Consider the following 14,601-nt stretch of genomic DNA (forward strand, 5'->3'; position numbering starts at 1 on the left):
CATAAAACCTATCGTAACAAAATTATAAATATTCGTACATAGCGATATAAAAATATTGCTAGTTTCTATGCCATTCCACCGAATTCAATCTTTTTTTAAGAGTATACTATTTTTCCTATAAAGAATACTCATCCAAAAGTTTGAATTATACAAGCAAAAAACAACGTTTGATGATAGTATCAAACGTTGTTTTTTATTAAGATAGTTCTAGTTTATGCACAAGCGCTTTTCTTTTACGCTCGATTATTTTTTGACTAATTAATGTAATGATAAATAGTAAGCCTACAATTGTAGCCATCATCCCTGCTATAGAGGTATCCCATAGCTTCGCTAAATAATAGCCAATTACAGAAGCACCAGCACCAAAGAGCATGCTGTAGATAAACATTTGCTTAATCGTCTTACTAATTAAATAAGAAGTTGCCGCCGGTCCAATTAACATGGCAACGACTAAAATGGCTCCTACGCTATCAAAGGCTGCAACCGTTGTAAATGAAATAGAGGTCATAAATCCATAGTGGAGAAAGACTACGGGTATACCAATTGTTGCGGCATAGACAGGGTCAAAGGTTGCAAGCTTCATTTCCTTAAAGAATAGTAGCAAAAATACAATATTGATGACTAATACAAGTAAAAGCATCCACACAGCCTTAGGCATTGCTAAACCTAAAATCGTCCATCGATCCCATGGGACGAAAGCAATCTCTCCCATTAAGACATGTTCTACATCCAAATGGACATTACTTGCAAATAATGTAATTAACAGCACACCCGCCGCGAACAAGGATGTAAATACCACCCCTATCGCTGCATCCTCTTGAATACCAGAAGAATGTAATAATTGTACGAGATAAGCAGTTAAAATACCTGCGACTGCTGCACCTATTAGCATCCAAAAGCCATTCAATGATTGGGTAATGATATAGGCCATCACAATACCAAACAGTACAGTATGACTAATGGCATCGGCTATCATAGACATTTTACGCAAAATAAGAAAAACGCCTGCAATCCCACATGTTACACCCACTAATAAGCCCGTTAATACAACCCAAAATTCTATCATCCTATATCACCCTGCTTTCGAAATTGCATTTTTCTACGATATTTATTAATTTGACCAGCAGGACTTATAAAATAGGAGATAAAGAATATACCTGCCGCCACTAGAACGATAATTGGACCGGTTGATAATCCTGTTCGAATCGCGCTAATAAAAGTACCTGTAACACCTGAGATACCTCCCATCGTTGCACTCAAAAGGAGCATCGTACTCAATTTTTTCGTCCATAATTTGGCGCTAGCAGCAGGAATAATTAATAGAGCCGACATTAAAATTACGCCTACAGCTTGGATACCTGTAACAATCGTCATGACAATTAACACTGTTAGCGTGGCCTTTAAAGCCTCAATCGGTAAGCCAATTCCTTTTGCATAAACAGGATCAAAGATGAGTAATTTCCATTCCTTATAAAAGAAAAGACTAACTAAAATAATTATGGCTGCACTGATGAACAGCCACATTAAATCAGCTTTTGTCATCGTTGCCGCTTTACCAAAAATAAAGTTATTAAGACCACTCTGGTTTCCAATTGGACTTCTGTTAACAACAGTTAAAAACACAACACCGATGCCAAAAAATACGGTCAGTACTAATCCAATAGCTGCATCCGCCTTCAACTTTGAAAAAGATACAATCCATTGTATACAATACACAGATAAAGCAGATGTAATACCCGCTCCGAGCATTAAAATTGGTAATTCCTTTTGCCCTGTGAGGAGGAATGCGAGCGCGATGCCTGGTAATGCTGCATGTGCCGCAGCATCGCCCACTAAGCTTTGTTTTTGCAAGAAGGAGAAGGTACCTGTTATGCCTGCAGCTATACCGAGTAACATAGTGCCACTAAGTACCCACAATAAGTTACCACTTATCATCATGAACCCTCCCTACGCATGCTGCATCATGAATAGTTTACCACCATATGTTTTTTGCAATTGTTCTGGTGTAAAAACATCTTCTGTTGCACCTGATGCTAGTATCGTTTTGTTTAGTAGAATTGTATAATCAAAATATTCTTTGACCGTTTGAAGATCGTGATGCACGACAAAAATACTTTTTCCCTGAGCCTTTAATTCTTTTAAAATATCAATGATCGTTTTTTCTGTTGCAGCATCTACGCCAGCAAATGGCTCATCTAAGAAATAAATATCTGCATTTTGTGCTAGAGCTCTTGCTAGGAATACACGCTGCTGCTGTCCACCCGAAAGCTGTCCTATAGAACGCTCTGCAAAGTCTAGCATCCCTACACTTGCTAGTGCCTGCCGAGCGACTAGTTTATCTTGCTTCGTCGGTCTTTTAAATAAACCTGTATGGCCATATCTCCCCATCAACACGACATCGAGAGCATTTGTAGGGAAATCCCAATCAACCGCATTTCGCTGTGGTACATACCCAACTACTAAACTTTTTGGCTCAAATACTTTTCCTAAAATTTCTACTTTCCCGACTTTATTAGGAAGTTGATTTAAGATAGCCTTTAAAAACGTTGATTTTCCGGCGCCATTTGGGCCGATAATCGCAGCCAAATGACCTTTAGGAACTGTCACACAGGCATTTTCCAATACTGTTTTCTTATCATAAGCTACTGAAAGATTTTCCACTGTTAATGCATACATTTTATCCACCTACTTTAATGCATCGACAATCGTGTCGATGTTATATTGATACATCCCTATATACGTACCTTCTGTTGTGCCTTCCGCACCCATTGCATCCGAAAATAGTTCTCCACCGATCACAATGTCATGTCCCTTTTCTTTAGCCCCTTCAATAACCGCCTTCATCGCTTTATCAGACACACTAGATTCGATAAAAATTGCCTTGATTTTATGAGCGACTAAGAAATCAACCATTTCCTGAACGTCTTTGACTCCGTACTCTGAATCCGTACTTAACCCTTGTAAGCCACGCACTTCAAAGCCTTGACTTCGACCAAAATAATTAAAAGCGTCATGGGCAGTTACTAAAATCCTTTGCTGCTGTGGAATTTCTTCGACTCGTTTTTTTGCATAGCTTTGTAAATCATCCAGCTTTTTTAAGTAAGACATTTCATTCTGTTGAAAATCCTCTTTGAATTCTGGGTATTCTTCTTGGAGTTGCAAACTGATTGCTTGGACAACTCCCTTCCAAAGCTCAATATCGAACCATATATGAGGATCATGTAGCATGGCATCACTATCACTAGCAAGTAATTGCTTAGTATCTAATGTTTCCCCAACAGCTAACACGGTTTTATCTTTTCCCATTTGTTCAAAAATGTCGAGCATCTGTCCTTCTAAATGTAAACCATTGTAAAAAATAACTTCGGCCTTATCCAATTTCGATAAATCGCTTTGGGTAGCCTTGTATAAATGGGGGTCTACCCCTGGTCCCATTAATGCTGATACTTGTAAATGATCGCCACTAATTTCTTTTATTGCATCTGCAATTTGTCCTGTCGTGGCGACAACGATTCCCTTTTTTTCTCCCTCTGCTTCAGTTGAACAACCGAATAACAGAAGTGAGAGTGATAGTACGAATACACCTAACCATTGTTTCATTGACTTACCTCTACTTTCATTTTATTAGCCATTGCTTGAAAAAAAGCAGTCATGATGCACCATAAAGGGGGTGGCGGACCTGCCTATTAAATCTTTCGGCTAAGCCCGCCTTTTCAGACTTGCATCATTAATTGCATCGCTCTTTCTCATACAGCCACTTTATTTATATAATTTTCCGAATAAACTGGCGCCAGCTCATCCAGAAAAGGATTAATATTATGCCCGCTCCTACAGACTCTGTAAGTTTCCAAAGAATCGTAAGAATTAATAAAACAACCATTGGAAGAATCGTCAGCTTGAAATCACCTAACTCTTTCATTCACGCACTCTTCTTTCTTTAGAGATATTTTGTTTCCCTTAGGAAAAATATATGCTTAATACAAAAATAATTCAACCATTTTATGAAAATTTCTTTAAAAAAATTTTTTTCTATAGAAAAATTTACTTTCGCCCAAACAAAAAATCTCTAATGCTATGATTAGAGATTTTTTATAAAATAGTGATATTAAATACGGGTCAATCGTTGACTCCCAGTGGTTTTCCTATATATTCAAATGCATAAATATGCGTTCGAGTCAATTCAATGACGTCTTTTATTAAAGCTTCTTCTGATTTTTCATAGCCGCTTGCAATCCATTGCATCATTAATCCGTAAAAGCCATAAGAGGTATAATGTTTAAACATATCCATATTCACTGGTTGATTGTTTATGGTCTCAAAGTTAAATTGCTCTTGATAAATTTTCGTAATCGTCAAAGGCATGCGCGTATGCAATCCAGGAATCGTATCTTCAACATTTAATAGCTCAAAAAATGTACGATTCTTATAAATGTAATGAATAATATTAAATGAAGGAGCTTTGAGCTTCGTTGTATACACTCTTTCCCCAAAAAGGTATGGTTCACCTACTGCTTCTTCTAGTCCATTCAACATCTGCTCTAGCAAATTTTCTGCTAGCTCAAATTTATCCTGAAAATGCACATAAAAGGTACTACGATTATAGCCTGCTTGTTCTACAATATCCTTTACTGTAATTGCCTGAAATCCTTGTTTTTTAATTAAATCCACTAAAGTGCTATAAAAATGACGACGGGTTCTTTCTTGCCTTTGTGTCCATTTTGTCACTATTTCTTCCTCCCCTTTTAGACATTTTACATAGATATGTCTACTAGTTAGACACTTGCCCTAACATTAATGATTGTTTCCGTTGTATAGAGTTTTACAATAAAAGTACACCGTAATCGACGCAGTGTGCAAGAAAATTTACTTTTAAGGGAGTGTCATATATGGGGAAATTACAAGATAAAGTCGCAATTATTACAGGTGGTGCTTCTGGAATTGGAGCAGCAACTGCTGAATTATTTGTAGCAGAAGGTGCTAAAGTGGTACTTGTGGATCTTAATGAAGAAAAAGGTCAAGCATTTGCAGCCCAACTGCAGGCAGGTGGAGCAGAGGCTATCTTTATTAAAGCGAATGTAACAGATGAAAATGAAGTAGCCGCTATTTATCATACAACACTAGAGACATTTGGCAAGGTCGATGTTCTATTTAATAATGCAGGAATTGGGCGAGTAACGCCAACCGAGGAGTTACCTTATGCAGAATGGCGTCAAACAGTAAATGTGGATTTAGATGGTGTATTTTTAATGGCACAGGCAGCCATTAAGGAAATGCTAAAAGCGAATGGTGGGACAATTGTCAATACTGCCTCCATGTATGGATGGGTTGGTTCACCAGGTTCTGCAGCCTATAATGCAGCGAAAGGTGGCGTTATCAACTTAACACGTTCTCTAGCACTAGAGTTTGCTACGCGCGGTATCCGTGTCAATGCCCTTTGCCCTGGTTTTATTGATACACCGATTATTCCTGAAGAGAGCAAAGAGCCATTACGTCAAGTAACACCCATGCAACGTTTAGGTCAACCAGAGGAAATGGCAAAAGCCGTTTTATTCATGGCCAGCGATGATTCAACATTTATGACAGGCAACACATTAACGGTGGATGGTGGTTATACTGCCCAATAAATAACACTAAATAATCGCTTTCTCTGTAGAGGGTAGCGATTATTTTTTATTGAGAAAAATTTGCAGTTTTTATCCATTTCCTGCAAACTATTAACATATCGAGCAGGAAAGGATGAAGATGACAAATGAAAAAATTAATAGGTATATTATTATTTTCCATTCTTATCGTAGGCAGTGCAAGCAATGTACAAGCTGCTGGTTTTAAAGATGTGTCAGAGGATCATTATGCCTATGAAGCTATCTTATGGGCAGAAGAATATGATATTGTGAATGGTTTTGCAGATGGTACATTTAAACCGAATGCTACCATTACCGAACAGCAATTAGCTAAACTTTTAGCTATCTTTTACGAGCTTGAATCTCCCATCGATGAATTAAAAAAACAGACCCCTTCTGCCATCTGGTCGGATGAATTTTATAACCAGCTTGCTAGCTATGGTGTCCCTTTAAACGGCTATTTCGATAATCGGCTACGAGCTGCTACCGTGAAGCGTGGTGTCGTGGCACAGGCTATTACTCATTTAGCTAGTGGCAAAAAAGGATTAGATTCATCTATTCAATTTTTACTTGATTACTATATTTCATCTGGGCAAAATCCACAGTATGAAGACCGTAATTTACAAAAGTTTTATGGTGTGACCAACAATATGACACGTGCACAAGTTGTGACAATGCTGTATCGCATGGATGAACGAAATTTTTATGAAATTTCAGGGGATGCACAAGCTATTCATGACAATGCCAACAAATTATCGTTAAATACACGTGCTAAAAATGCCCAAAATCAGCTCGATAAATCATTGCAACAAACTACACCTAGCAAGAGTGCTTGGGAAGGCGTTTATACGTATTATTATAAATGGGGTAAAGGAACAAATGACTTTAACCGTCGAGATGCTATCATTTCAAACGCCACAAACAATAGCTTTTCCATTGCTTTAACTGCGAATGATGGGACAGCTACAGGAAAAGTCAACGGAACTGCCACGATAACAAGTTCAAATAAGGCATTAATGAATAAGTCCTCAAACGGCAATCGCTGTGTCGTCGAGCTAGAGCGATTAACGAATAATGCGCTGAAAGTTACGGAAGTGGATTGTCGTGCAGAGCGTAGTGAAGGCACCAATTATTCTGGTACGCTAAAACAACAATAGTACACAAGAGAGTCTGATTCGTTCAGGCTCTTTTTTGAGCACCCAAAATTTTATATTGCTCCTTGGCTATGGCAATAAAATCCAGAAGGCAAGGCTGCATATGCTTATCTTTATGCCAAGCAATGTCTGTAAAAATTGGTGCTAAGCTGATTGTCGAGGGAATTTCCTCTAATTGTCCATTTGCTAATTCCTTTTCTACGACCATTCTCGGTAAAAATGTAATACCTAAACCAGCTATCACACATTGCTTAATCGCTTCTATGCTCGCAAATTCTATCATTTGTAGCGGCATACTATTTTCCTGCTGTAGCTGTGCTTCTAAATGATTGCGATAGGAGCACCCTGTTTCCGTTAGTAGCATGGTTTCAGTTGAAAGATGAGAAGCGACGAGAGGCTCCCTTCTATCTTTCGAGGTACTCACAAAAATAAGCTGTTCTTCGAGTAAACGCTCTCGATGTAGCATCGCTGTTTCCTGATACGTATCTGTAATAAAGGCCATATCTAACTTACCTGATTGCAATAACTCCTTGGCAATGGCAGTCGTATGCACAGGCTTAAATATAATTTTCACATGGGGATGCGCCTGTTGAAATTGCTGTAAAATGCTTGGCAGTCGATAAACACATTGACTTTCCTGTGCCCCTACTTTTAACACCACTTGTTCTTGTTTATTGGACATTGCTTTTTTCATTTCACGATCTAGCTCTAGCATTTTTTCGGCATATTGTTGTAAACGCTTGCCTTCCTCCGTTAAAATGATCCGCTTCCCAAGCCTCTCAAAAAGTATAGCCTCTAACTCTTGTTCCAATGTTTTAATCTGCGCAGTAATACTTGATTGAGCATAGTCTAGACGCTGTGCCGTTTGTGTAAAGCTTAATGTTTCTGCTGCTGTTAGAAACGTTTGAAGCTGCTTTATATCCATTTCCTCACCTCTCTAATCAATTTTTCCGATATATCTTTATGGAACATTCACTTTTATCGATAATAAATCCAGTTTACACTAGCTTAGCAAGAGTGAACAATTTTTCAACCAAACGAGGTCCATTAAACAGAAAAGGATTTGGAAACTTTATCGTCCAAATCCCTTTTTAATCTCATGTTATTGTAGCTCTTTTCTAAGACATTCGGCTGCTGACATCGCTTTTAAATCTTGAACTATATCTCCGGGTTTATTTCCTTCTCCTAAAATATATCCTTCAAATGATGTCCCCATAAAGTCAAAGATATGTTGAAACTGCTGGATCATTGGTAGCCCTTTTATATAGGGCATATCACCACCAACTGCAATGACATACGCTTTTTTAGAAGACATGTTGTCCTTGAAATTGGGGTAATTTGAATCTCTTAAAGTTTGTGACCATCGATCAATAAAGTTTTTCATCGCCCCTGTCATGCTATACCAATAAATAGGTGTAGAAAATAATAGGATATCATGTGGAAGTATACGTTCAATGATGGAATTATAATCATCATTGACTTCAGAAAAGCCCTCCTCTGTATGGCGCTTATCTATTATAGGTTGAATTGAATAATCCTTTAGATAAATTTCTTCAACTTTTAAATCTTGAGTGACTAATTTTGTTAAAGTTTCTACATTCCCATTCGGACGATTTCCACCATAAATAACGGCTATTGACATGTTGTTGATCCCCTCTTCCTTAAAGTTTTCTAGTATTGTTCCCGAATAGTTTTATCTTATAATGATTTTACAAATCGATAAAGATGATTATTTCGATAAAATAAATCGAAAAAACCGATTTTATATTAAGAGGAAAGCAGATGTCTTTGGATAGGTTTTATTTTTGTTATATCGCCCTGGGAGAGAATAATCATTTTTAAAATCAGAAAAAACGTATTCTTAATTAATATCCCACAAAGATATTAAAAGCATCTTTTACATTTATTTTTCTTGTCAAATAAAAAACCAGGTACTCACTATTATCATAAGGCCTGGTCATTTATTTAATGCGATGATTCGATTAAACCTATTTTACAATTAGGTAGAACGAATTCCTTCGAAAGCATTTAATATTAATTGTTGGACATATGGTTCATCTAATGTGTCACCAGTCACAAGTAATCGATAGAAGATCGGACCATAAATTAAATCAATACATATATCAATATCGATACTTTTTTTCAATTCACCGCGTTGAATCCCTTTTTCCAAAAGACTCCTTGCTTCAAGTCGGCGGGGATGGAAATATCGAGTACGATAGGCATCTGCCAATCCTGAATCAAACTGTCCTTCACCCAATAACTGCGTAATTACAGTCCCCTCGCGACTCGTCAAAAACATAGTTAAATTTGTGGCGTGAGTTAGAATATCATTGTACGCCGAACCAGTATCAGGCACCGGCAATCTTTCAGAGGCAGCATAAAGGAAACCATCCATAACTACTGCAGCTTTGTTTGGCCACCATTTATAAATAGTTGCTTTACTAACTTGGGCGTATTCTGCGATTTTATCAACAGTAACAGCTTGAAATCCATTTTCCAACAATAAATCATAGGATGCGGAGAGGATTGATTTTTGTGCTTCTAAATTACGAGGTCTGCCTCTTTTTCCATTCATTATAAATACCACCTTTCTTCAGAAATTAATAAACTGTTTGTTCAGTATATCAATTATATAAAAAAACAGAAAGTTGAAGTTCCTTATTTACAAAACTGAACGTTCAGTATATCATATAATTAATTATTTTATATACTGAACGTTTAGTATATAAAATAAAAATAATTGACTAACTATGGAGGGAAACTACTCGACTTTTTAAATTATTAACTGTAAAACATTCTATTTCTCGTACAAGGAGTTGGATAAAATGACTGCTATAAAGAAACAAATAATCGAAAACAACATTCCTTCGTGGTTAACCATTCTTTTGGCTGCCGCATGCGGTATCATTGTAGCTAATTTATATTACGCTCAGCCTTTAGTTGGGGTTATCAGCTCATCAATGGGGTTGTCTCCAAATAGTTCTGGCTTAATCGTTACGTTAACGCAAATCGGTTACGTAGTCGGTTTGCTATTTATCGTTCCGTTAGGAGATATTCTTGAAAATCGGAAGCTGATTATCTCATCTTTACTTATCACGTCACTCGCCCTTGCAATTACAGCAATGACCAAACAAATTTTGCTGTTCTTAGTCGCTTTGTTAGTCATAGGTTTAGGTTCGGTAGCTACGCAAGTACTCGTACCTTTTGCTTCATATCTTTCTTCTGATTCTTCACGTGGCCGTGTTGTCGGCAATGTCATGAGCGGTTTGTTACTTGGAATCATGCTCTCACGTCCTTTGTCGAGTTTAGTCGCTGAGTTTCTTGGCTGGCATGCGATATTCATTTTGTCTGCCATAACTATTATGATTTTGGCTATTGTACTTTCAAAGGTGTTACCTACAAGAAAGCCTTCAACGGATACACGCTATATAGCTCTACTCGGTTCTATGTGGCATTTGTTACGAACAACACCGATATTACAGCGTCGGGCTGCATATCATGCAGGTGTATTTGCATCTTTTAGTTTGTTTTGGACAACAGTTCCACAACTGTTAACTAGCCCTGCCTTTCATTTTTCTCAGAAAGATGTTGCGTTATTCGCGCTTGTTGGAGTCGCTGGTGCAGTAGCTGCGCCTATTGCAGGACGAATTGCTGATCTTGGCTTGACTAGACCTGTAACAGGAATAGCACTTCTTACAGTTGTCATTTCTCTTTTATTGCCGCTTATTTTTCAAACTAGCTCAACTATTGGAATAGCTGTTCTCGTAGTTTCATCCTTATTGTTGGATGCTGGAGTATCCGCAAATCTTGTGCTCAGCCAACGTGCACTTTTCTCGTTGAGTCCCGAAGTTCGTAGTCGTCTGAATGGGCTATTTATGGCTATTTTCTTTTTTGGTGGTGCAATTGGCTCAGCGATTGGGGGATGGGCCTTCGCACTAGGTGGATGGGGTACTGCGTTATGGATCGGGATAATCCCACCTATACTTTCCATACTTTATTTTGCCACAGAGAAGAAGTAATTCTAAAAAATTTTAAAGAACCTCTTATCATTACTTAAAGAAAAAGAAGCGAATTCGGAATTATTATCTTCCAAATTCGCTTTATTCTTAATCATCCAAACTAATAGATTTTCATTTCTATTTATGATAAATAAACAAAAACGCTTTTCCATTCTTGATATTTTTTAGTATGGTTTCACTTTTCATTCTCTTTTTGCAACTCTTCTTTCAAAGACACATTAGAAGAGTCGAAAGCTTTTTTTACCCATTCAAGATATTCCCTCATATAGTGTTGCTGCTTAAAGCCATGATTCTGACCTTCTGCTACGATTACAGTGACATCCGCATCTGCAGTTCGTGCGGACTGAATATATTCCTGAGGGCCTTTTACCCCAACAGCTGAGTCCTTCGTTCCATAAGCAATAAATTGAGGGATATGAGCAGTTCTGAAATGCTTCGATAAATCGGTCTTATGCAAAAGCTCTTCACGTTTTTCTGGATTTCTAACAACTTTATCAGCAAAAGAAGCAAAGAGCATTGGGACATTATAGCGGTACGTCAATGCAGGGTAAATCATGGCTGCAGTTGCTACTTGGTCATCAACTGCATCGATAGCATCTAGCTGGTAATTTTTTGGTAGCATTTTTTCCCCCTGAACGAGATTAATAAAACTCCCTGTTTGAAAACCACCTGCACTAAAGCCTATCAATCCAATTTTATTAGGATGTATACCATAATCATTTGCATGATAACGTAAGTAACGGACAGCACGCTGCACATCTAATTGAGGAATGGGCCATTCATAGGGATTGGAACGATAGTGTAGAACAAACGCATTGATACCTGCCTTATTTAATGATTCAGCAACATCTTTTCCTTCAGTAGTTCCGCCATCCATTTCCTTAAAGCCATACCCCCCACCTGGAATGACAATGACAGCACTATCACTGTTTGAAACCGTATAAGGAATCAAATATGGCTCATCCTCATAGGTAGACTTTTCATAGCCTCCCTCCATTTCATGGACATATGTAAACGTATCAATAGCAGCCTCATTATCTTCATAGTCTTCTCCTACAATATTGCCGATAAATTTAAATGTAGCCAACAGTCTATTAGGATTACCTTTAATATTCATATCGTCTAGCTTACTTCCAGAATGATTACCTGCAACTTCTTCTCCCCAAATTTCAACCTTTCGTTCAATATCCGCAACTGGTTTACCTGGTTTATTGCCAAAGGGATTAATCTCAAGAAAAGCATAACCAAACCCTATAAACAAAACCAATATAACTAGCAATATTCCCACAAACTTGGCTGTTTTCTTCATTATTTTCATAATCATTAACCTCCGTAAGTAGTGAAAAAAGTTTGACACACTTCCACAAAATTACCTTTAGTTTAACAAATGGTTTTTCGATAACTCGATTGTCTTTTTAGCTTTAGCCTTCCTATTTTTTACTTCACTATATGTTCCGCAGGTGAATCCTTTTCAAGTCTAAAATCATATTTGTCCATGTTTTTATATTGAGGATCTAGATAACTAGATGTCACATCACTATTGGAAGCATTTGTAAACTTTTTAAACGAGTCATACTCCTTATCCTTCCATATCCAAATACCATTCTCCCCTTTTTCTTTATGAAACACATTCCTCGCCAATCTGTTTTTTTTATTACTAGTAAAATAGTTGGCTATAAATATTCGAGAAGATCCAGCTGTTAGTATATTTTTTTCTATTACATTATTTTGAGTATCATACTGTAATAAAAGCTGTCCTCCATTTAATTCCATCGTATCATTACGGTAAATAATATTGTGAGAGATGATCGAATTTTTCGTCCCTCCTCTTTCTTCATCATACCCACCAATCGATATTCCTGTAAAAAAATTATTATATACTGTATTATTTAATACTTTTATATTATCCGCATACTGATTAGCATGTTCAGATGTTACTTCAATTCCTATATCATTCTTATAAAGAGTATTGTTCTCAATCGTTATATTCTTTCCACCATCGACATATATTCCCCCAGCAGAATAATTCTCGCCATATGCTGGATTACCACAAGAGGAAATTTCATAAACTTGATTATTTTTTACAACACCGTTTCGTACATAGTCCATTTTTTTATCATTTGAAATTCCTTCAAACCCAATCAGATCAATTCCGATATTATTGCTCCGACGAACTACATTATTTTCAATTTTAAATCCATCAATGTTTCCATTCAGGACCAGTGATTCACTTGCACCTAACATTAAATCTTCCACTGTATTACCTACAATATTTATATCTCTCATTGAACCTGTTCCGTAGACAGCGATGCCATGTCCATTTCCATTCTCAGCAAAAGTTTTTATCCTTTTCACATGATTATTCGCTACGGTAATATGGCTACTGGAGCCTGTTACGTAGATTCCCATCACTGTTTCATCTAGTTGTTCCGTCGTTAAATCCTGGATAGTGAATCCACTAATGGTAATGTAATTTTTATTCTTTATCGTTACAAGAGTTGCATCATCGTCAGTATTTTCCATCGATTCTCCACTAAGAATAACTTCTTCATTTTCATACGCCTTGAAAATAACGGGGTTTAATTTTGTACCACTATGTATAACAGAAAGCTTTTCCTTATAAATGCCTTTCCGTATCAATACGGTTGTCCCTGCTTCCGCTTCTAATGCCGCCTTTTTTAATGTTCGGTATGGGCTTAATTTTGTACCATTATTGGAATCATCTCCATTGCTGTCTACAAATATTGTCCTATCCTGTTTTGTTTCTGTATCATTCGTCGTTAAAACGATCATCACAGCAGCTATAATCAAAAAAAATAAAATCCATTTTTTCATATAATCTTCCTTTTCACGATAATTTCTAAATTTTTTTGAAACGACGTTAAATGGTCGATTTTCTAATCACAATCTCTGCTAATACTAAATTAATCATAAAGGCTAACCACGCTCCTAACGAATACGAAAATCCATATGGAAGACCCGCTACATCATGCAATATCGTCACAATTATGTAAATAGTTAGATTAGCAAACGTTAAGAAAAAGCTTCTTAGCATCCAGCTCCGATGACGATGAACTAGTCCTTTTCTTATAAAACGATAACCGTTTATCGTTGTAAGCAACCAGAGCGTATTTAAAATGAAGAAACCAATCGTACTCCATATACCCCCATTTGCGTATAGCGCTACATAATATCCTGGAAGTATATTAAATATAATCACCGTTACGTAGATTCGACCATTCCAGCGGTGTAGAATAGGCTTTTTCATTCTTATCGCTCTCGAAAGACCTAATGGCCCAGTAATTAAAGCAATAATGGCTAACACAATATGTAGTTGGATCATGACAATCCATAATTTTGCATTCGGAAGTTCTATTTCCTTGTTTGAAAGAAATGCCGAAAATGTCGGGTCGACTATAAAATTTTTTGATGTTGTATGTAAAATCCACATTATAGCTATCACCGATAAACTAATGACTAAGCCTTTTCTACTTCTCATGTCCTGCTTCCTCTCTGTTTGTAAAAGTGACCTTAAAAATTGCGCTAGATACACTTGTGCCCGATCGATTTCGTTTCTGCAAGATAGACAGATCTACTTGTCATCATAGAATGGTAAATCTGTATATCTCAAAGTATCTAAAAACAGTCTATCATTAAGGACTCTTCTTCCGATACCAATCATTATAAAGCCGCTTGTTAAACTCCATTTAAATAAACTTCGGATTTGTTATTCCAATCTAATTTTTATTCTGAGACAGCTTTCTATCTTTTGTTATTAGACAATTTTAAGCGAAAAAAACGACC

15 protein-coding genes are annotated in these 14,601 nt (G+C 37.0%); 3 read left to right on the plus strand and 12 right to left on the minus strand.

Going from position 1 to position 14,601, the window contains the following annotated elements:
* Positions 1-196 precede the first annotated feature (196 nt).
* The 6 genes from MKY88_RS14230 to MKY88_RS14255 form a co-directional block, all read right to left on the minus strand.
* Positions 197-1,066: a metal ABC transporter permease gene (locus MKY88_RS14230; RefSeq protein WP_069481779.1), complete on the minus strand. Its 870-nt coding sequence runs from the start codon at positions 1,064-1,066 to the stop codon at positions 197-199.
* Positions 1,063-1,938 (minus strand): metal ABC transporter permease, encoded by an 876-nt coding sequence (locus MKY88_RS14235; protein WP_328200503.1) that lies wholly within the window; start codon positions 1,936-1,938, stop codon positions 1,063-1,065. Before MKY88_RS14235 ends, MKY88_RS14230 begins: the two co-directional genes overlap by 4 nt.
* Positions 1,939-1,947: 9 nt before the next feature.
* Positions 1,948-2,676: a metal ABC transporter ATP-binding protein gene (locus tag MKY88_RS14240; protein ID WP_193832349.1), complete on the minus strand. Its 729-nt coding sequence runs from the start codon at positions 2,674-2,676 to the stop codon at positions 1,948-1,950.
* Between the two features lie 9 nt (positions 2,677-2,685).
* Positions 2,686-3,600 (minus strand): metal ABC transporter solute-binding protein, Zn/Mn family, encoded by a 915-nt coding sequence (locus MKY88_RS14245; RefSeq protein WP_069481782.1) that lies wholly within the window; start codon positions 3,598-3,600, stop codon positions 2,686-2,688.
* Positions 3,601-3,763: 163 nt separating this feature from the next.
* The gene (locus tag MKY88_RS14250; RefSeq protein ID WP_175423046.1) at positions 3,764-3,919 is read right to left on the minus strand and encodes a hypothetical protein; all 156 of its coding nucleotides are present in this window, start codon (positions 3,917-3,919) and stop codon (positions 3,764-3,766) included.
* Positions 3,920-4,116: 197 nt separating this feature from the next.
* The gene (locus tag MKY88_RS14255) at positions 4,117-4,725 is read right to left on the minus strand and encodes a TetR/AcrR family transcriptional regulator (RefSeq protein ID WP_069481783.1); all 609 of its coding nucleotides are present in this window, start codon (positions 4,723-4,725) and stop codon (positions 4,117-4,119) included.
* A 161-nt stretch (positions 4,726-4,886) separates the two neighbouring features.
* Here MKY88_RS14255 and MKY88_RS14260 point away from each other — a divergent pair, with 161 nt between their 5' ends.
* On the plus strand, positions 4,887-5,624 hold the full coding sequence (locus tag MKY88_RS14260; RefSeq protein ID WP_193832352.1) for an SDR family NAD(P)-dependent oxidoreductase: 738 nt from the start codon (positions 4,887-4,889) through the stop codon (positions 5,622-5,624).
* A gap of 125 nt (positions 5,625-5,749) precedes the next feature.
* Positions 5,750-6,778, plus strand: a complete 1,029-nt coding sequence (locus MKY88_RS14265; RefSeq protein WP_193832353.1) for an S-layer homology domain-containing protein — start codon at positions 5,750-5,752, stop codon at positions 6,776-6,778.
* Between the two features lie 22 nt (positions 6,779-6,800).
* Here MKY88_RS14265 and MKY88_RS14270 read toward each other — a convergent pair whose 3' ends face one another.
* The 3 genes from MKY88_RS14270 to MKY88_RS14280 all read right to left on the minus strand — a co-directional run bounded on the left by MKY88_RS14270 (position 6,801) and on the right by MKY88_RS14280 (position 9,353).
* Positions 6,801-7,700 carry a LysR family transcriptional regulator gene (locus tag MKY88_RS14270; protein ID WP_340813992.1) on the minus strand — a complete coding sequence of 300 codons (900 nt, stop codon included), beginning with the start codon at positions 7,698-7,700 and terminating at the stop codon, positions 6,801-6,803.
* A 177-nt stretch (positions 7,701-7,877) separates the two neighbouring features.
* Positions 7,878-8,417 (minus strand): flavodoxin family protein, encoded by a 540-nt coding sequence (locus MKY88_RS14275; protein WP_193832355.1) that lies wholly within the window; start codon positions 8,415-8,417, stop codon positions 7,878-7,880.
* A 357-nt stretch (positions 8,418-8,774) separates the two neighbouring features.
* Complete coding sequence (locus MKY88_RS14280; protein ID WP_328200499.1) at positions 8,775-9,353, minus strand: TetR/AcrR family transcriptional regulator; 579 nt, start codon at positions 9,351-9,353, stop codon at positions 8,775-8,777.
* A gap of 250 nt (positions 9,354-9,603) precedes the next feature.
* Between MKY88_RS14280 and MKY88_RS14285 the strand changes: the two genes are divergently transcribed.
* Complete coding sequence (locus MKY88_RS14285) at positions 9,604-10,797, plus strand: MFS transporter (RefSeq protein ID WP_340813993.1); 1,194 nt, start codon at positions 9,604-9,606, stop codon at positions 10,795-10,797.
* A 175-nt stretch (positions 10,798-10,972) separates the two neighbouring features.
* On the opposite strand, the gene MKY88_RS14290 is transcribed toward MKY88_RS14285, so the two are convergent.
* From MKY88_RS14290 to MKY88_RS14300, 3 genes are all read right to left on the minus strand, one after another.
* A complete protein-coding gene (locus MKY88_RS14290; RefSeq protein ID WP_340813994.1) occupies positions 10,973-12,115 on the minus strand; it encodes an alpha/beta hydrolase in 1,143 nt (380 codons plus the stop codon).
* Between the two features lie 119 nt (positions 12,116-12,234).
* Entirely contained in the window at positions 12,235-13,632 is a 1,398-nt protein-coding gene (locus MKY88_RS14295; RefSeq protein ID WP_340813996.1) for a right-handed parallel beta-helix repeat-containing protein, read from the minus strand.
* Positions 13,633-13,678: 46 nt separating this feature from the next.
* Positions 13,679-14,296, minus strand: a complete 618-nt coding sequence (locus tag MKY88_RS14300; RefSeq protein ID WP_328200493.1) for a DUF2306 domain-containing protein — start codon at positions 14,294-14,296, stop codon at positions 13,679-13,681.
* Positions 14,297-14,601 lie beyond the last annotated feature (305 nt).

This window comes from Lysinibacillus sp. FSL R7-0073 (genome assembly GCF_038009065.1).
GTDB lineage: Bacteria > Bacillota > Bacilli > Bacillales_A > Planococcaceae > Lysinibacillus > Lysinibacillus fusiformis.

Excerpts from the sequence above, each read along its gene's own strand:
- MKY88_RS14230 (WP_069481779.1), bottom strand. The coding sequence starts at position 1,066 with ATGATAGAATTTTGGGTTGTATTAACGGGCTTATTAGTGGGTGTAACA.
- MKY88_RS14235 (WP_328200503.1), bottom strand. The coding sequence starts at position 1,938 with ATGATGATAAGTGGTAACTTATTGTGGGTACTTAGTGGCACTATGTTA.
- MKY88_RS14240 (WP_193832349.1), bottom strand. The coding sequence starts at position 2,676 with ATGTATGCATTAACAGTGGAAAATCTTTCAGTAGCTTATGATAAGAAA.
- MKY88_RS14245 (WP_069481782.1), bottom strand. The coding sequence starts at position 3,600 with ATGAAACAATGGTTAGGTGTATTCGTACTATCACTCTCACTTCTGTTA.
- MKY88_RS14250 (WP_175423046.1), bottom strand. The coding sequence starts at position 3,919 with ATGAAAGAGTTAGGTGATTTCAAGCTGACGATTCTTCCAATGGTTGTT.
- MKY88_RS14260 (WP_193832352.1), top strand. The coding sequence starts at position 4,887 with ATGGGGAAATTACAAGATAAAGTCGCAATTATTACAGGTGGTGCTTCT.
- MKY88_RS14265 (WP_193832353.1), top strand. The coding sequence starts at position 5,750 with ATGAAAAAATTAATAGGTATATTATTATTTTCCATTCTTATCGTAGGC.
- MKY88_RS14270 (WP_340813992.1), bottom strand. The coding sequence starts at position 7,700 with ATGGATATAAAGCAGCTTCAAACGTTTCTAACAGCAGCAGAAACATTA.
- MKY88_RS14275 (WP_193832355.1), bottom strand. The coding sequence starts at position 8,417 with ATGTCAATAGCCGTTATTTATGGTGGAAATCGTCCGAATGGGAATGTA.
- MKY88_RS14280 (WP_328200499.1), bottom strand. The coding sequence starts at position 9,353 with ATGAATGGAAAAAGAGGCAGACCTCGTAATTTAGAAGCACAAAAATCA.
- MKY88_RS14285 (WP_340813993.1), top strand. The coding sequence starts at position 9,604 with ATGACTGCTATAAAGAAACAAATAATCGAAAACAACATTCCTTCGTGG.
- MKY88_RS14290 (WP_340813994.1), bottom strand. The coding sequence starts at position 12,115 with ATGAAAATAATGAAGAAAACAGCCAAGTTTGTGGGAATATTGCTAGTT.
- MKY88_RS14295 (WP_340813996.1), bottom strand. The coding sequence starts at position 13,632 with ATGAAAAAATGGATTTTATTTTTTTTGATTATAGCTGCTGTGATGATC.
- MKY88_RS14300 (WP_328200493.1), bottom strand. The coding sequence starts at position 14,296 with ATGAGAAGTAGAAAAGGCTTAGTCATTAGTTTATCGGTGATAGCTATA.